The organism is Curtobacterium sp. MCPF17_050, from assembly GCF_003224435.2.
GTDB lineage: Bacteria > Actinomycetota > Actinomycetes > Actinomycetales > Microbacteriaceae > Curtobacterium.
In genome coordinates this window covers 1,730,494-1,746,753 of the sequence record NZ_CP126250.1, presented here as the reverse complement: position 1 = coordinate 1,746,753, position 16,260 = coordinate 1,730,494, and the positions used below count along the sequence as shown (strand labels likewise).

17 protein-coding genes are annotated in these 16,260 nt (G+C 72.7%); 4 read left to right on the top strand and 13 right to left on the bottom strand.

The features are described 5' to 3' along the window. The first annotated feature begins 55 nt into the window (after positions 1 to 55). Both DEJ34_RS08350 and DEJ34_RS08345 read left to right on the top strand, forming a co-directional pair. A complete protein-coding gene (locus tag DEJ34_RS08350; protein WP_110910843.1) occupies positions 56 to 838 on the top strand; it encodes an ABC transporter ATP-binding protein in 783 nt (260 codons plus the stop codon). A gap of 110 nt (positions 839 to 948) precedes the next feature. After that, positions 949 to 1,197, top strand: a complete 249-nt coding sequence (locus DEJ34_RS08345; protein ID WP_017887280.1) for a type B 50S ribosomal protein L31 — start codon at positions 949 to 951, stop codon at positions 1,195 to 1,197. Between the two features lie 114 nt (positions 1,198 to 1,311). On the opposite strand, the gene DEJ34_RS08340 is transcribed toward DEJ34_RS08345, so the two are convergent. The 12 genes from DEJ34_RS08340 to DEJ34_RS08285 form a co-directional block, all read right to left on the bottom strand. After that, positions 1,312 to 2,133 (bottom strand): HAD family hydrolase, encoded by an 822-nt coding sequence (locus tag DEJ34_RS08340; protein WP_110910844.1) that lies wholly within the window; start codon positions 2,131 to 2,133, stop codon positions 1,312 to 1,314. Further along, positions 2,130 to 4,787 (bottom strand): phosphoribosyltransferase domain-containing protein, encoded by a 2,658-nt coding sequence (locus DEJ34_RS08335; RefSeq protein WP_181422203.1) that lies wholly within the window; start codon positions 4,785 to 4,787, stop codon positions 2,130 to 2,132. Before DEJ34_RS08335 ends, DEJ34_RS08340 begins: the two co-directional genes overlap by 4 nt. Continuing rightward, positions 4,784 to 5,950: an HpcH/HpaI aldolase/citrate lyase family protein gene (locus DEJ34_RS08330; RefSeq protein WP_110910846.1), complete on the bottom strand. Its 1,167-nt coding sequence runs from the start codon at positions 5,948 to 5,950 to the stop codon at positions 4,784 to 4,786. The genes DEJ34_RS08335 and DEJ34_RS08330 overlap by 4 nt, the downstream gene beginning before the upstream one ends. A gap of 3 nt (positions 5,951 to 5,953) precedes the next feature. After that, positions 5,954 to 6,517 (bottom strand): hypothetical protein, encoded by a 564-nt coding sequence (locus DEJ34_RS08325; RefSeq protein WP_146232853.1) that lies wholly within the window; start codon positions 6,515 to 6,517, stop codon positions 5,954 to 5,956. Positions 6,518 to 6,870: 353 nt separating this feature from the next. Beyond that, entirely contained in the window at positions 6,871 to 7,431 is a 561-nt protein-coding gene (locus DEJ34_RS08320; protein WP_110824996.1) for a TerD family protein, read from the bottom strand. Then, complete coding sequence (locus tag DEJ34_RS08315) at positions 7,428 to 8,000, bottom strand: hypothetical protein (RefSeq protein WP_110900218.1); 573 nt, start codon at positions 7,998 to 8,000, stop codon at positions 7,428 to 7,430. The genes DEJ34_RS08320 and DEJ34_RS08315 overlap by 4 nt, the downstream gene beginning before the upstream one ends. Before the next feature lie 18 nt (positions 8,001 to 8,018). After that, positions 8,019 to 9,239, bottom strand: coding sequence for a toxic anion resistance protein (locus tag DEJ34_RS08310; RefSeq protein ID WP_110824994.1), 1,221 nt, complete (start codon positions 9,237 to 9,239; stop codon positions 8,019 to 8,021). A 69-nt stretch (positions 9,240 to 9,308) separates the two neighbouring features. Beyond that, entirely contained in the window at positions 9,309 to 9,887 is a 579-nt protein-coding gene (locus DEJ34_RS08305) for a TerD family protein (protein ID WP_110910848.1), read from the bottom strand. Positions 9,888 to 9,916: 29 nt separating this feature from the next. Further along, entirely contained in the window at positions 9,917 to 10,498 is a 582-nt protein-coding gene (locus DEJ34_RS08300) for a TerD family protein (protein WP_110824992.1), read from the bottom strand. A gap of 43 nt (positions 10,499 to 10,541) precedes the next feature. Then, on the bottom strand, positions 10,542 to 11,126 hold the full coding sequence (locus tag DEJ34_RS08295; RefSeq protein WP_110910849.1) for a TerD family protein: 585 nt from the start codon (positions 11,124 to 11,126) through the stop codon (positions 10,542 to 10,544). A gap of 48 nt (positions 11,127 to 11,174) precedes the next feature. Then, positions 11,175 to 12,323, bottom strand: coding sequence for a DUF475 domain-containing protein (locus DEJ34_RS08290; RefSeq protein ID WP_258365884.1), 1,149 nt, complete (start codon positions 12,321 to 12,323; stop codon positions 11,175 to 11,177). Between the two features lie 56 nt (positions 12,324 to 12,379). Further along, positions 12,380 to 13,138, bottom strand: coding sequence for a 3'-5' exonuclease (locus DEJ34_RS08285; protein WP_375232114.1), 759 nt, complete (start codon positions 13,136 to 13,138; stop codon positions 12,380 to 12,382). A gap of 88 nt (positions 13,139 to 13,226) precedes the next feature. On the opposite strand from DEJ34_RS08285, the gene DEJ34_RS08280 reads away from it, so the two are divergent. Together DEJ34_RS08280 and DEJ34_RS08275 are read left to right on the top strand one after the other, a co-directional pair. After that, complete coding sequence (locus DEJ34_RS08280; RefSeq protein WP_110910850.1) at positions 13,227 to 14,312, top strand: alpha/beta fold hydrolase; 1,086 nt, start codon at positions 13,227 to 13,229, stop codon at positions 14,310 to 14,312. A 5-nt stretch (positions 14,313 to 14,317) separates the two neighbouring features. Then, complete coding sequence (locus tag DEJ34_RS08275) at positions 14,318 to 15,400, top strand: glycosyltransferase family 4 protein (RefSeq protein WP_110825211.1); 1,083 nt, start codon at positions 14,318 to 14,320, stop codon at positions 15,398 to 15,400. Between the two features lie 83 nt (positions 15,401 to 15,483). On the opposite strand, the gene DEJ34_RS08270 is transcribed toward DEJ34_RS08275, so the two are convergent. Next, positions 15,484 to 16,248: a hypothetical protein gene (locus DEJ34_RS08270; RefSeq protein ID WP_110910851.1), complete on the bottom strand. Its 765-nt coding sequence runs from the start codon at positions 16,246 to 16,248 to the stop codon at positions 15,484 to 15,486. Positions 16,249 to 16,260: the final 12 nt, after the last annotated feature.

The following is a 16,260-nucleotide window of genomic DNA, read 5'->3' as shown; positions in this document are numbered from 1 at the left end:
CCCGTCGAGCGCGGCGCTGACGGGGGAGCGGAGCCCGCTCGCGTAGGCTGGGTGCATGCCCTCGGTCGTGCGCTTGTCAGACGTCTCCGTGGTCCGCAACGGGGCCACCATCCTCGACGGGATCTCGTGGGAGGTGCGGGACGACGAGCGCTGGGTGGTGCTCGGTGCGAACGGTGCCGGCAAGACCACGCTGCTGCAGGTCGCCGGCGCGCAGACCTTCCCGACGTCGGGTGACGTCGAGGTCCTCGGCACCGAGCTCGGCGGCGCCGACCTGTTCGACCTCCGCCCGCGGATCGGCTTCGCGTCGACCGCCCTGGCGCGCCGGATCCCGGTGACCGAGAAGGTCATCGACGTCGTGCTCACCGCCGCGTACTCGGTCACGGGCCGCTGGAACGAGGAGTACGAGGAGCTCGACGTCCGTCGTGCGCAGCGCGTGCTCGAGGAGTGGGGCCTCGGCGCCTTCACCGACCGGACCTTCGGCGAGCTGAGCGACGGCGAGCAGAAGCGGGTGCAGATCGCCCGCGCCGTGATGACCGATCCCGAGGTGCTGTTCCTCGACGAGCCGGCCGCCTCGCTCGACCTCGGGGCCCGCGAGAGCCTCGTGCGCACCCTCGGCGGCTACGCGCAGAGCGAGGACTCCCCGGCGATCGTCATCGTCACCCACCACGTCGAGGAGATCCCGGCGGGCTTCACGCACGCCCTGGTCCTGTCGGACGGTCGCGTGCAGGCCGCGGGCCCGATCGACGAGGTCCTGACCGCCGAGACGCTGACCACCGCGTTCGGCGTCGAGCTCACCGTCTCGAAGGACGCCGGGCGCTGGACCGCCCGCGCGGTCTGACACACCCGACGGCGGCGCTCCCGATCCGTCCCGCGTTCTGGTAACGTGGACGGCTGGCGTCCGCCAACGACTTCCCATCTTCCGTCATCGCGATCCACCGAGGAATCCCCATGAAGACCGACACCCACCCCGAGTACCGCGCCATCGTCTTCCGTGACCTGGCTTCCGGTGAGACGTTCCTGACGCGTTCGACCGCGAACAGCGACAAGACCATCGAGCTCGACGGTGCGACCTACCCGGTCATCGACGTCGAGATCTCGTCCGCTTCGCACCCGTTCTACACGGGCAAGCAGCGCATCCTCGACTCGGCCGGCCGCGTCGAGAAGTTCAACCAGCGCTTCAAGGGCTTCAGCAAGTAAGCAGCCTCCCAGCGCCGGACGGGCGGTCCTCCTCAGGGAGGGCCGCCCGTTCGTCGTCCGGGGCGGACACAGCAGGGGCTGACGCAGCAGAGGCGGACGCGGACGGACGCGGCCTCAGACGGACGCCGGCACGTCCGCCACCGCCGCAGCCGCGAGCCCGATGAGCTCCTCGCCCGCGAGCACCCCCTGCGCCGCGGTGACGACGAGGTTCGGAGCCGACCAACCGACGGCGTGCAGTTCGCCGTGTGCGGGGCGGATCGCGACGTCCGCCCAGGCGAGCATCTCCCGGTCGAGCAGCGAGTCCCCGGCGGCGACGGTCCGGGTCGCACCGATCCGCTCGGCGACGGCCGCCAGGGCTCGTTCCTTCCGGATCGGCGCCGGGACCGCGTAGAGCTTCCGGCCCTGCACGGACACCCGCCAGCCCAGCCCGGCGAGGTCGGCGGCGAACGACTCGACCGCCGCGTCCGGCAGCTCCGAGCGCTCGACGATGGCGTACACGAACACGTCCTCGGCGCGACGGGTGCGGAGGACCGCCCCGGTCGGCAGATCGGTCGCGAGGCGCTGCTCGACCTCCGGCAGCGGCGCCGACGTCGCTGCCATCTCCTCGCGGAGCGTCTCGGTCCACGCCGGGTCCGGCTCGCCGTCGTGCAGGACGACCGCACCGTTCGTGGTCACCGCCCAGCCCGTGGGCGGCAGCGGCAGGCGGATCCGCCGGTACTGTGCGACCGTCCGGGTGGTCACCGGCACGACGACGGCGGCTGCGGCGAGGTCCGCCAGGGCACGCTCCGCCGCGCGGGTCATGAAGGACAGCGGCAGGCCCTGGTACACCTCGGTGACGATGAGGGAGGGTGCCGCCTCGTCCGGACCGTCGAGCATCAGCGCGGCGGACGAGTAGACCACGGTGCGGTCGAGGTCGAACCCGACGAGGGCGGTCATGCGTCGGCTCCCGCGGTCGTGGCGGCGGACCCGGTCACGCGGCTGCCGAGCGGGTGGATGAGCCCGACGCAGCTGTAGGACAGGTCGGGCCGGGTCACGACCGGGACGCCGCGCTCCCGGGCGAGGGCGACGACGTGCGCGATGTCGACGTCGTCGGGATCGCGCACGAGCACCTGCCACGGCACCCGCCGGAGCAGGACGCGGGTGGTCTCGCCGACGCCGGGCTTGACGAGGTGCAGGTCCTCGATGCCGTACTCGGCGCCGATCGCCTCGACCGTCCGCATGCCGCGCCAGTCGACGGCACGGGTCGTCGGTCCGCCGTCCGCGGCCACGGCCGCGTCCACCCGGGAGCGGACCGCCGCGAACCGGGCGGCGATCGTCGCGACGAAGGACCGGGAACGGTCACGGCCGGCGAGCTCGCGGTACTGCTTCGCACCGTGCAGCGTCCCCTCGGGCGTCCAGGACCGGTTGAACACGGTCCGGGACACCAGTCCGGAGACCGTCGAGTTGAGACACGCGGAGGGCACGAGGTAGTCGTCACGGGTCCCGTGCAGCGGGGTGCACCCGGCCGGGTCGGCGAGGACGGCCAGCTCGTCGCCGAACTGCACGCCGTCGGTCGCCGCGAACCGGTCGAGCGCGTCCGTGAGTTCGCGCGTGATGGCGCCCTTCCCGGTCCACCCGTCGACGAAGACGACCTGCGCCGGGTCGTGGTGCGCCGCGAGCCAGCGGAGCGCGGTCTCGTCGATGCCGACCCCGCGGACGATGCTCGCCGTGTAGTGCTGGAGCCGGACACCGCGCTGTTCTGCGGCCCACCGGCGCATGAGGATCCCGACCGGGGTGCCGGCGCGCGCGAGGGACACGAGCACGGCGTGCGGCCGGTCGCGGAGCACGAGGTCGGTGACGATGCCGACCGCTTCCGCGATGCGGTCGGCCGAGCGGTCGAGGGCGTCGCGGTACAGCTCCTCGTACGCCTCGGTCGGCACGTACTCGACCGGCAACGACTCGGCGTAGTTCGCGCCCTCGAGCTGGATCGCACGCTCCCGGTCGGCGGTGTCCGCCTCGAGGGCGGCGTCCGCCAGGTCCTGCAGCAGCCAGGTGACGTCGTCGGGCTCGTAGGAGCCGAAGGACGGCCCGGTGAGCGGGCGGGGAGGTGTCCCACCGTCGCGCTGCGCTCGGTCGTCGGCGTCCGCGAGCGCGCTCGTCACGAGCACGACGCGGCGGGTCACGGCGGCGAGGGCCGGGAGCAGCCCGTCCGGACCCTCCAACCGGGCCGGGTCGGTGCCCGGCTCCGGCACCACGACGACCGCGTCGAACCCGCGCACGTTGTACGCACAGCGCTCACCGGGACCGTCGACGGTGTCGTCGTGCGAGCGGTGGCGGATCCCGGACCGGATGGGCCACGCGGGGTCGTCGAGGACGGCGACGGGGGAGCGGGTGCTCGTGGAGGACAGGACGTCGGCACCCGTCCGACGGCGGAGGGCATCGGCCACCGCGAGCGGGGTCGCCATGTGCTCCTCGGTGCCGAGCACGAGGACCCGGCCCGGCGCCTCGCCGAGGACGGTCGCGAGATCGGCGGCGGTGCCCTCGACGTCGGTGCGCGGGGTGCGGACGCGGGACGCGGGCGTGCCGGTCCGGTCGACCGCGGTGGGTGCGGCGGTCACCACGGTGACCGCGTCGGGACGGGAGGCGCGTGCCGGGTCCGGGACGGGCCTCCCGTCCGCGGTCCCGCCGCCGTCCGGCGCGACGTCGTGGCCCTCCGGGCTGCCGGCGTCGAGCGGACCGGGTGCGCCGAGCGGGGTGGCGCGGGCCGCGACGACCTCCGCGGCCGTCGCGGGGAGGTCCGCGGGGAGCGTCACGTGCCCGCGACCGAGCGCGACCACGGCCACGGGGGCCCCGAGTTCGACGGCGAGGGCCTCGGTCGCGGCGACGTCGGCGTCGGAGCGGAGGTCGACGAGTGCGGCCACCACCCACTGCCGCTGCGGTGCGAGGGCGTGCAGGGCGCGGATGGTGGCGCGCGCCGTCGCACCCGTGCTGAGCTCGTCGTCGACGAGGACGACCGTGCCGTCGGTCGGCAACCAGTCGTCGTGCGCCGGGAGCAGCCGGTGCGCGGTGGCGTGCGAGTGCGCCTCGTCGAAGCCCGCTGCCGCGGCCACACCGGGGAGCTCGTGTCGGGTGGAGTGCAGGGTCGCGGCACCGAGCGACTCGGCGACCATGGCGCCGAGCGCGGTCGCGGTCTCCGCGAAGCCGAGGACCAGGGCCTCGGGGTGGGCCGGACGGGAGGCCGCGAGGTCCGTCCGCAGCGTCGTCGCGGTCCGGTGGAGCGCGTCGTGTGCTGCGGCGTCGCCCGCCGAGGCCTGCGCGTCGAGCACCGCGCGGAAGCGGCCCGCGGCGCCGGCGTCGAAGCGCGCGCCGCCGTCGAGCACGTCGGCCACGCGTGCGCCGAGCGCCTCGCCGGCCAGGAGCGCGACCGCCGGCACCGTCGGGACGTGCTTCGCGAGCACCGTCGAGACGAGCAGGTGCGCCCGCTTCGGGTTGCGGCGGAGCGCGAGCCGCACGAGCGACGACAGCGGGACGGTCGTGTCGCCCGGGGCCGTCCGGTCGTCGACGAGCTCGACACCGAGGTCGGCGGGGGTCGGCAGCGTGGTCGTGGTCACGGGAGGCTCCGCTCGAGCAGGTCGACGTAGGTCACGTCCGGGGTGGTCACACCGAACGCCCGGGCCCGCAGCATGGTGCGTTCCGCCCAGGCGTGGTGCGGCTTCATCTCGTTCATCTTGTTGCCGTACCGCGACGCGGCGACCCCGCCCGAGGCGTTCGCGAGCACGTCCGATGCGTCGGAGAACTCCTCGTCGCTGACCACCGACATGGCGTGCACGAGCGGCACGTGCCGCGGGTGGATGACGGTCTTGCCGGTGAGACCGTTCGCCTGGTCGAGGGTGACCTCGCGGAGGAGCCCGTCGAACCCCTCGAGGAGCAGCTGCCGGCGGAGCGCCAGGTCGCCGGCCTCCTGGAACGGCGACGCCCGGAGCTGCGTGCGGAACACGCGGTCGGAGTCCGGGTAGTGCTCCCACACCGGCCCGGCGACGACGAAGCCGTCCCGTGCGCGGCCGAGGACGTTCACCACGTCGCCGATCACGGACGCGAGCACCTGCACGTCGTACACGGTCAGGTGCGAGGGGCGCCGGAGGCCGTACACGCTCGACAGGTCGGTGGCGCCGATGCGCACGGCGAGCACGTCCCGGCGGCGGGCGAGCAGGAGGTCGTGCACGTCGGCGAGGGCGTCCGTCCGGGACTCGCGGTGCATGATCGCCGGCGACTCCAGGATCGGCATGACGAGCAACCGACGGTCGGACCCGCGCCCGGCGTTCGCGGCGTCGAGCACGTCGAACCACCGGGCTCCGACGCCGTCGCTGTTCTCGAACTTCGGCAGGACGATGCCGCTGAGCATGTCGAGCGCACGGTGGCCGAGCCGGTCCACGAGCCGGGTGAGGTGTTCGGGTGTCCGGACGCGCAGGAACAGCTGCGGCAGCGTGGCCGGGTCGGCGTCCTCGGTCAGGGTCCGGAGTGCCGCCTCCACGTTCGCCTCGGCGCGCGGCAGGTCGTCGTCGCCGACGGAGTCCTCGAGGCAGAGCACGATCGACCCGGCACCGAGCTCGGTCTGCCGGCGGACGTCGCGGACGAGGTCGGGGCGGATCCCCGGCGTGTACAGCGTCGCACCGAGGGCCACCGCGCGGAGGTCCTGGTCGCTGTCCCGGGTGACGTCCTCGGGCGGGCGGAGGAACAGCTGTTCCTGGCCGGGAACGGCGGCGAAGTGGCGCACGGATCAGACTCCGACTGTCGGGGCGGACAGGACGAACCCGAACGCGGCGAAGACGTCCCCGTCGTGGGACGCCCGGGGGAACGGCTCGGCGCGGAGCTCGAGTTCACCGTCGATGACGGAGAGCGCCAGGATCACCGTGGTGTCCGCGTCGCCGGGGTCGACGGCCAGGGTCGTGCCGTCGTGCAGGGCCACGACGAGACGCTCCTGCCCCCGGCACATCACGAGGGCACGCCGGAGATCGCGGACGTGCCGGAGGGAGACGAGGACGTCGCGCCCGTCGTACCCGACGAGCGGTCGGTTGCCGGACGTCTGCACAGCCCGTCCGGCGGTGGCGCCGTCCACCGTGGTGGCGCCGACGACGCGGTCGACGGACTCCCAGGCGACGCTCGTGGACCCGGTGATGCGCAGCGCCCCCACGGCGGACCGACGACGGTCGATGCGGGCGACGGGCTCGTCCGGTCCGAGGACGCGGACGTCACGGGGGTCCGGTGCCGGGAAGGGACGGATCCGGGAGGCGCGCTCGGCCAGGCGACGGGCGACACGGTCCGAGCGGGTCGTACCGGACACCGGGGTGGAGGCGTGCGTGGAGCGGGTCGACGGGGCGGCCGTCGTCGCCGAACCGGGGACCGAGTGGCCGGTCGTCGGCGGGGCGGAAGCCGCGTGCCCCCCACCGGACGTCGGTGCCGGTCGGCCGAAGGACAGGCTGAGCCCGGAACCGGAACCGCTCGCCTGCGACTGCCCGCTCGACGCCGGGGACACGTGTGGCGGCGGGGCCGGCGGCCGTCCGACGGGAGAGCCGGTGCCCGCGGTGCCGAGAGCGGGCGACGCATGCGACGCACCAGGCGTTGCGGCGCCGGGACGGGCCTCCTGGCCGGGCGGGGTGGGACGGACGCGCCGGCGGAGGAACGGGTGCCCTGCCGTCATCGGGAGCGGCCGATGCCGTGGTCGGCGCGCAGCCCCGTCAGCCCCGTCGTGTACCCCTGGCCGACGGCGCGGAACTTCCACTCCGACCGGTGGCGGTACAGCTCGCCGAGGATGACCGCGTCGATCATGTGGTTGCGTTCGGACGGCAGCGGGAAGACGAGGAGTTCCCGACCGTCCGGTGTGCTCACCCGGACGGACATCGAGCGCACCGAGCCGAGGTCCTTCGGTGACCGCGGGTCCGGGTCGAGGTAGACCGCGAAGACGATCTTGTCGACCGTGTCCGGGACCGAGGCGAGGTCGACGTCGATCTCCTCCTGGTCGGACTCGTCGAGGTACCGCACCGAGGCGTCCGCGTTCTCGAGCTGGTTGAAGAACACCAGGTCGTCGTCCGACAGCACCCGTCCGTCGGGCCCGCACACGATCGCGACCGGGACGAGTTCCGCGGACGGGCCGCGGCTCGCGATCTGGTCCCACGAGATGCCGACGACCACGGCCGTGAGCCCGGGGTTCTCAGCCGTGACGGCGGCGTTCGCTCCCGGGACGAGCCGCCCGCTCACGAGTCCGCTCCACGCAGACGCAGACCCTCGTCACCGTCACCGAGGCGGTCCCGGAGGAACCGGCCGTGCGAGGAGAGCTCGGCGATCGCGCCGCTCCTGATCTGTTCGTGCATGTCCTCCACCGTCTCCGCGACGACGTCGAGTTGGCCGGCGAGGGTCGCCGTGGCGGTGCTGTCCGGGGTGCGGTCCGACGGGGGCAGGGACCGGTACGTGCGGACGGGCGTGGGCAGGTAGTCGTCGACGACGGCCTGGAACAGGTACCGCTGCTCCGTCGACGCGCCCCGGGCGATCACGGTGCCGGCGGCGTCGCGCAGCAGGTCCTCCACGTGGCGCACCCGCGAGGACACGACGGTCGGGAGGTCGGCCCCGGCGGCGCGCACGAAGGCACGGAGGTCGTCGAGGCCGGCAGCCGCGGTCGCGTCGTCGGCGGCCCCACCCGACCCGCGGACGTCGATGCGTGCGGCAGCAGCGGCCGCCGCCGACGCGGGTGTCTCGGCATCGGGGTCGGCGACACGGCGGTCCGGGTCGTCGTCGTCGCGGCCGAACAGTGCGCGGAGACGGTCACGCACGGGAGTCGACCGCGGTCGTCATCGCGTGACCGATCGCTGGTCGTCGTCGCCCTGGCGGGCCCGCTCCAGGTACGGCTTCGCGCGCTGGATGCCCGACTCGAGCGCCGAGACCGTCGACGACATGTTCTGCGCGGCCTGCGAGCGGAACGAGTCGATCGCGTCCATGGTCTGGAACACGTTGTCGAACGCCTTCTGCAGCGTCTCGACGCTCACACCGGAGTTCGTCGCCTGCTCGTGGATCCGCGTGGTCTGGTCACGGAGCATCTCGCTGGTCTGCAGGATCATCGCGTTCGTGGTGTTGTTCACCGCGTCGATCTGGTCGAGCACCATCTTCTGGTTCGCGAGGGCCTGCGCCACGACGACGGCCGTGCGGAGCGCCGCGATGGTCGTGGTGCGGGCGCGCTCGACGCCCTTGATGAGTTCCGTGTTGTTCTTCCGCACGAGGTCCATCGCCAAATAGCCCTGTACGGACACGGCGAGCTGCGTCAGGATGTCCTGGTGCCGCTGGCGCACGGGGAAGAGCACGTCGGACTCGAGCTTCTGCGCCTCGTCGACCCGACCGCCGTTCCGCAGGCTCTCGATCTTCGACACGGTGGCCGCGTCGAGGGCCTTCGCGAACACGGCGTACTCGCTCAGCTGCTGCATGGTCTCCCACAGCTGGACCTTCTCATCAGCGAGGGTCGCGTTGTCCTTGCGGAGTTCGTCCTGCCCCGCCATGAGCGACTTGATGATCTTGTCGAGCTGGGTCTGCGCCGACTCGTAGCGCTGGAAGTACTTCGCCAGCTTGTTGCCGCCGGGGATCATGCCGAGGATCTTCCGGCCCGTGCTGAGGTCGGCCTGGTTCGGCGTGAGGTCCTCGACGGTGGAGCGCAGGTCACCGAGGGTCGTCGCGACCTTCACCTGGGCGCCGTCGCCGGTGCGCTTGGCGCCCGCCACCGAGGACTGCGAGCGCTCCAGCATGCGGGACGAGAAGCCGCCCGACCGGGCGATCTCCGAGCTCGCGATGGCGTTGATGCCGTCGACCTTCTCGGTGAACGCCGGCGACCGCGGGTCGAGGCCCGCGACCTCGTCCACGAACTCACGGGCCTGGGCCGCGATCTGCGCCTGACGACCGGCGTCCACCGGCACCATCCCCGGGGCGTCGTCCGGCGTGACGACCTCGGCGGCGTCGGCAGCGCGGAGGACGAGTGCGTCCTGGGACGGGTCGGTGGGCTCCGGCGGAGCGAGCGGTCCGGGCATCGGTGGTCTCCTGTGACGTGGTGGGAGGACGGGGTGGTGCGGAGCGGGCCAGGGTGGTGGCCCGGCGGGTCAGCTGAGGTTGACGCCGAAGTCGGTCGCGACGCCGGCGAGCCCGGACTGGTAGCCCTGGCCGACCGCACGGAACTTCCACTCGGCGCCGTTGCGGTAGATCTCCGAGAAGATCATCGCGGTCTCCGGAGCGGCGTCCTCGGACAGGTCGAAGCGCACGATCTCCGTGCCGTCCTGGTCGAGCACCCGTGAGTACGCGCTGCGCACCTGTCCGAAGTTCTGGCGGCGGGCCTCACCCTGGTCGATCGACACCACGACGACCACGCGGTCGATGTCAGCCGGCAGGCTCTGCAGGTCGATGACGATCTGCTCGTCGTCACCGTCGCCCTGGCCGGTGCGGTTGTCGCCCTTGTGCTCGACGGAACCGTCCGCGCTGCGCGGCTGGTTGTAGAAGATGAAGTCGGCGTCCGAGCGCACCTTGCCGTCGGCGCCGACGAGCAGTGCCGAGGCGTCGAGGTCGAAGGCCTCGCCGGCGGTGGTGCGCGGGTCCCAGCCGAGGCCGACGGTGGCGACGGTGAGTCCCGGGCTCGTCTTGGTGAGGGAGAGGTTGCCGCCCTTGCTGAGGGAGAGTCCGGCCATGATCGGTCCTTTCGGGTTGGAGGGGAGCGTCAGTCGAGCACGACGCCGTAGTCGGTCGCGACGCCGCGGAGTCCGGTGGCGTAGCCCTGGCCGACGGCGCGGAACTTCCACTCGCCGTCGTACCGGTAGATCTCGGCGAAGATCATGCCGGTCTCCGAGGCCGCGTCCTCGGTGAGGTCGAAGCGGACGACCTCGTTGCCGGTCTCGTCGTTCACCACGCGGCAGAACGCACCACGGACCTGCCCGAAGTTCTGGTGCCGGGCGTCGGCCTGGTCGATGGTGACGACGATGACGACGCGCGCGACGTCCGCGGCCACGAGGTCGAGGTCGATGAGGATCTGCTCGTCGTCCCCGTCGCCCTCACCGGTGCGGTTGTCGCCCTGGTGCACCACGGAGCCGTCGACCGACTGCAGCTGGTTGTAGAAGATGAAGTCGTCGTTCGAGCGGACCTTGCCGTTCGCGCCGACGAGCAGGGCAGAAGCGTCGAGGTCGAACTGCTCGCCCGCGGTCGTGCGCGGGTCCCAGCCGAGCCCGATCATCGCCCGGCGCAGGCCCGGGTCGGTCTTGGTCAGCGAGAGGTTGTTGCCCTTCGAGAGCGAGAGGGTCGCCATCGATCGTCCTTCCGTCGGTGCGGTGCTGCGGTGTCCGGGCGGGTCAGAGTGCGGCGGCCGCCGGACCGACGAGGTCCTGCACGGTCCGGCCGTCGGCCCGCTCACCGATCGCGGTGAAGGTCCATCCTGCTCCCGTGCGGGACACCTTCGCCATGACCATCGCGGTGTGCTGCCCGGAGTCGGTGAGCTGGTAGCGGGCGACCTCGGGAGCGCCGGCCGTCGATTCGTCGACCACCCGGCAGAACGCGTTCTGCACGTTGTCGAACGTCTGCCGGCTGTAGCTGCTGATCACGAACACGATCTGCTGGACGGCACCGTGCACCGCGCTGAGGTCGATCCGGATGACCTCGTCGTCGCCGTCACCGTCGCCGGTCAGGTTGTCGCCGGTGTGCTGCGCGGAGCCGTCCTTGCTCCGGAGCTGGTTGAACCACACGTAGTCCACCGGCTGGCCGTCGGCACCGAAGAAGATCGCAGAGGCGTCGAGGTCGACGTCGGCTGCCTTGCGACCGAACAGGCCGCGCTTGGTCGTGACGGCGTCCCACCCGAGACCGAGCCGGACGCGGGTCAGTGCGCTCCCGTCGTTCTTCGTGAGCGAGAGCGCTTGGCCCTTCTGGAGGCTGAGACCCATGGCGGTGAACCCTTCGTCGTGGTTGCGGTGGAGCGGTCGCCCCTGGTGTCAGGAGGCGACGGGGACGTGCTGGTCGGCGGGCTGGTGCTCGCCGGTCTTGTGCTTGTTGCGGACCACCGAGGAGATGAACGCGGCGATGATGAACACGACGCCGATCAGGCCGGTGACCACCTCGTTCACCTCGGTGGTGATCGTGATGAGCAGGATCGCCGCGAGGGCACCGATCGCCCAGTGCGCACCGTGGTCGAGGTACTCGAACTCGTCCAGCGTGCCCTGTCGGACCAGGAAGACGGTGAGAGACCGGACGAACAGGGCACCGATGAGGCCGAGGCCGAGCGCGATGATGATCGGGTCGGCGGTGATCGCGAAGGCGCCGATGACGCCGTCGAACGAGAACGACGCGTCGATGACCTCGAGGTAGAGGAACAGCAGGAACGCGGCCTTGCCGGCGACTGTGCCGACCTTGCGCTTGCCGCTGATCCGGTTCGCCTCGGCCACCATCTCGCCGGTGTTCTCGAACGAGTTGCCGTCGTCCTCCGGGTCGTCGACGTCGAACAGCCCGCCGAGACCCGTCACGAGGAAGTAGGTGACGAGTCCGGCGATCCCGGAGACGAGGACGATCGACTGGTGGTCGCCGGCGGTGGTGCCCGCGATCGCGAGGACCACGAGGGCCACGACGACGTTGACCATCGGGAGCTTGCCGATGAACAGCAGCGGTGCCTCGAGCCACTTCAGCCACAGGATCTCGCGTTCCTCGAACATGAAGTCGAGGAAGATCATGAGGAGGAACATGCCACCGAACGCGGCGATCTGCGGGTGTGCCTCGTGCAGCAGGTACGCGTACGTACCGGGCTCGTCGATCGGGCCCTTCTCGAGCGCGAGCTGGACGGCCTCGACGGGGTTGAGCGACGCCGTGACCCCGACGATCAGCAGCGGGAAGAGCACGCGCATGCCGAAGACGGCGATGACGATGCCCACGGTGAGGAACATCTTCTGCCAGAACGGGTTCATCCGCTCGAGGATCCGGGCGTTGACGACCGCGTTGTCGAAGCTGAGGCTGATCTCGAGCACGCCGAGGATGGCGGTGATGATGACCGCGCTCCACCCGCCGTACACGAGCGCCACGGCCAGGGCGATCACGGTGATGGCCAGGGACCACCCGAAGGTCTTCAGGAACACGTGCGCGGATCTCCCCATGGTGCGTGGTGCGTCGTCAGGGGGACGGCACGGTCGAGCACGCCCCGTTCGGAATGCTACATGCCCGGGACCGAGTGGCGACGGGGCCACCGGCCGTCCGCGGTGAACGTCGGGTCACGCTTCGCCCGCATGTACTCCTGGAACGAGGTCGCCTGCTCCGAGCACCAGGCGACCTGCTTGCGGTGGAGCTCCTCGGCGCTGATCGCGAGGTCGTCGGGGTACTTCGCGGCGATGGCCTGCGCGACCCGTCCGGCGGCGATGGCGTCCGCGCCGGCGTCGTGCGCGTCGTCGAGCCGGACCCCGTAGCACGCCGACGCGGCCTCGAGCGTGCGCTTGCCCTTGCGGTAGGTGTCGAGCGCCTTGTCCATGACGAGCGGGTCGACGACGTTGCCGATCACGGGGGAGGCGATGCCGTGCCGTTTCGCCTCCCGGTCAAGGACGGTGAGGTCGTACGGGGCGTTGTAGATGACCAGGGGGATCCCGCGGGCGAACACGGCCTCGACCGCGGCGACGATCTCGGCGACGACCTCGCCGGCCGGTCGGCCCTCTGCCCGTGCACGTTCGGTCGTGATCCCGTGCACCGCGGACGCCTGCTCCGGGATCGCGACACCGGGGTCGGCGAGCCACGCACCCTCGACGATGGAGCGCCCGGTCATGTCGATCAGCCCGACGTGGGCGGTGACGATGCGGGCGGTCTCGACGTCGATGCCGGTGGTCTCGAGGTCGAAGACGCCCAGCGCGTGCCACCACGGTCGGGTCGTCAGGTCCTGCGGGGGCCGGGTCGACGGGTCGACGGCGGCAGCGGGGGAGGTCACGCGGCCAGGCTAGCCAACCGCACCGACACGGCGGGACCCGCAGGACGGGTCACGGCGCACGCCGGAGGGCTTCCCTAGACTGGCGCGGATGCAACCGCCCGTGCTGTCCCCGTACCAGTCGCTCCTGGCGGCGACCCCCGTCGTGCACCGCGCGGTCCAGGTCGACGGCCGGACCACGCACTACTGGGAGTACGGGCCGGCGGTCGGCGCCGAGGGCCGTGCCCGCAACGCACCTCCGGCGACCGTGCTCGCGGTGCACGGCTTCCGTGGGGACCACCACGGGCTCGAGTCCGTCGCGGCGCACCTCGTGGCCGGGCATCCGTCGGGCGTGCGCGTCATCGTGCCCGACCTGCCCGGCTTCGGCACGTCGGACCCGCTCCCGACCGCGGACCTCGACGCCTACGTCGCCTGGCTCGACGGCTTCCACTCCGCGCTCGGACTCGACGGCGACACCGTCGTCCTCGGGCACTCGTTCGGCTCGATCGTCGTCGCCGCGTCGGTGGCCGCCGGGCTCGACACGCGCCTGCTCGTCCTCGTCAACCCCATCGCCGCCCCGGCCCTTCAGGGTCCACGGGCGATCGGTACGGCCGTCGCGATCGCGTACTACCGGCTCGGCGCCCGGCTGCCCCGCGCGCTCGGCCTCGGGCTGCTGCGCAACCGCGGGATCGTCCGCGCGATGAGCATCGCGATGCTGAAGTCCGCCGACCCGACGGTCCGCCGCTGGGTGCACGACCAGCACGACCGGTACTTCTCGGCGTTCGCGAACCGGACCAGCGTCCTCGAGGCGTTCCGGACCTCGGTCACCTCCGACGTCTCGCAGTTCGCCGACCGGATCGCGGTGCCGGTGCTCATGGTCGCCGCCGAGCGTGACGACATCACGGCCGTGCCGGAGCAGCGTGCCCTCGCGTCGCGACTCCGCGACGCCGAGCTCGTCGTCGTGCCGGAGGTCGGTCACCTCGTGCACTACGAGACGCCGGCCGCGGCGGCCGCGGCGGTCCTGCGCCGGATGGCGGACCCCGCCCCGGGCGCTCCCGGCCGACGGAAGCGGGCGAGCACCCCGCGCCGGGCGAGCGCCACGCGCCGACCGACCGCGCCGGAGGGACCGAACGCTCCCGAGGGACCGACCGGTGGCGCTGCGGACCGCACTCGCCGGACGGGAGGCGACCCCTCGTGACGCGCCTGCGCATCGGCATCGACTGCCGGTACGTCCGGATCGGTCGACACGACGGGATCAGCCGCTTCACCGCGGGGATCGCCGCGCACCTGCCCGACCGACACGACCACGTCCTGCTCGTGTCCGACGAACGCCAGCTGGCCTCGCTGCCCGGGGGAGTGCCGTGGGAACGCATCCCGGCGCCGACCGACCCCGGCGAACCCCTCGTCGCGCGGCACGTCAACCGGCTCGGCCTCGACGCGGTCTTCTCGCCCATGCAGACGATGGGCTCACGCGGGCGCCGGTACGCGCTCGTGCTGACCCTGCACGACCTCATCTACTACCGGAACCGGACGCCACCGCGGGAGTTCGCGTGGCCGCTGCGTCTCGGCTGGCGGGCGTTCCACCTGGCGTGGTGGCCGCAGCGCCTCCTGCTGAACGGGGCCGACGGTGTCGTGACCGTCTCCGGGACGACGGCGGGCCTCATCGCCGAGCACCGTCTCACGACCCGCCCGGTCACCGTCGCGTACAACGCGGCCGACCCGGCCGAGCCACGGGCCGCCGACGGTGGACGGACGAAGTCGCTCGTGTACATGGGCTCGTTCATGCCGTACAAGAACGTCGAGACGCTCGCCGCGGCGCTGCCCCTGCTCGGTCCGGACTGGACGCTGCACTGCATGTCCCGTGTCACCGCCGCCGACCGCACGCGGTTGCAGCGGCTCGCCCCCGCCGGCGCGCTCGTGTTCCACGACGGAGCGACCGACGACGAGTACCTCGCCGTCCTCCGCTCCGCCACGGCGCTCGCGACCGCCTCGTTCGACGAGGGGTTCGGCATCCCGCTCGTCGAGGCGATGGGCGTCGGCACACCGGTCGTCGTCAGCGACGTCCCGATCTTCCGCGAGATCGGCGGCGACGCGGCGGAGTACTTCGACCCGTCGTCACCGTCCGCCGTCGCGGCCGCCGTCCGCCGCCTGGAGGCCCGCTGGGACGCAGCGTCGTCGGCCTCCGTCGCGCAGGCTTCCCGGTTCCGGTGGCAGGACTCCGCCGAGCGCGTTACGCAGGCGGTCGAGCGGGCCGTGGCCGACCGGTCGCGGCGTCGGCGGAGCTGAGGGCGCGGCCGGACCGCTGGCGGCACGCCGGACGGCACGGCGGAGCGGACGGGACGGCGGAGGAGACCGGACGGTCCGACCCGTCAGGGATGACGGGTGCGGACCTGGACGCCCGGGAACACGTCGTCCCCGACCGCCTCGGCAGCGGCGGCGACCGCGGCGAAGCCCACGCCCTGGCCGTGCGTGGTGACGACCACGTCCTGTGCGGCGGGGGCGTCCGACCGACCGTCGGTCGCGTCGGCGAAGACGCAGGTCACCGTGAGCACGCCGCCGATCGCCGCGAGGCCGTCGGCGAGCTCGAGTCGCCGTTGGCTCGTCTCGGGGGAGTCCGAGACCCCGACCCGCACGGCACCGAGGTCGAGCGTCGCCCAGATGCGGACGCCCGAGCCGGAGGAGTCGGCGGACGCGGTGCTCAGGGCGGTCACGAGCGCCCGTCTGTCAGTGGCGGGGAGGTCGGGCTCGGCATGCACCACCGCGGTGACGTCGTAGCCCGCGAACGAGGTCTTCTCCGTCCGGGGCGCGTCCACGGCGGCGACGCCCGGCAGCGCGGCGGCAGCGGTCACGAAGCGGCGCCCGTCCGCGTCGGGCTGCGGGAACACGCCGCCGACCCCACGCTGGACCTGGCCGAGGATGACCCCGAGCACCAGGACGAGGACCGCGGCCACCACGACCACGCCGACGACGACCAGGGTCCCGGCCCGGAGCCGTTCGCCGCCCGTGCGGGTCCGGACGGAGGCCGTGTCCTGCCCGAACGCGGCATCGAGGTCGTCGTCGTCGCCCCACGGATCGCGACGGAGGGCGTCGCCCTCCCGGGAGCGGTCGCCGGCATGCCGTCCACCTGCGTTCACTGCCTCACCTCG

What these genes read in the sequence shown, in the direction of transcription:
- DEJ34_RS08345 (WP_017887280.1), top strand. Translation starts at nt 949, where the DNA reads ATGAAGACCGACACCCACCCCGAGTACCGCGCCATCGTCTTCCGTGAC.
- DEJ34_RS08305 (WP_110910848.1), bottom strand. Translation starts at nt 9,887, where the DNA reads ATGGCCGGACTCTCCCTCAGCAAGGGCGGCAACCTCTCCCTCACCAAG.
- DEJ34_RS08350 (WP_110910843.1), top strand. Translation starts at nt 56, where the DNA reads ATGCCCTCGGTCGTGCGCTTGTCAGACGTCTCCGTGGTCCGCAACGGG.
- DEJ34_RS08300 (WP_110824992.1), bottom strand. Translation starts at nt 10,498, where the DNA reads ATGGCGACCCTCTCGCTCTCGAAGGGCAACAACCTCTCGCTGACCAAG.
- DEJ34_RS08310 (WP_110824994.1), bottom strand. Translation starts at nt 9,239, where the DNA reads ATGCCCGGACCGCTCGCTCCGCCGGAGCCCACCGACCCGTCCCAGGAC.
- DEJ34_RS08280 (WP_110910850.1), top strand. Translation starts at nt 13,227, where the DNA reads ATGCAACCGCCCGTGCTGTCCCCGTACCAGTCGCTCCTGGCGGCGACC.
- DEJ34_RS08340 (WP_110910844.1), bottom strand. Translation starts at nt 2,133, where the DNA reads ATGACCGCCCTCGTCGGGTTCGACCTCGACCGCACCGTGGTCTACTCG.
- DEJ34_RS08295 (WP_110910849.1), bottom strand. Translation starts at nt 11,126, where the DNA reads ATGGGTCTCAGCCTCCAGAAGGGCCAAGCGCTCTCGCTCACGAAGAAC.
- DEJ34_RS08290 (WP_258365884.1), bottom strand. Translation starts at nt 12,323, where the DNA reads ATGGGGAGATCCGCGCACGTGTTCCTGAAGACCTTCGGGTGGTCCCTG.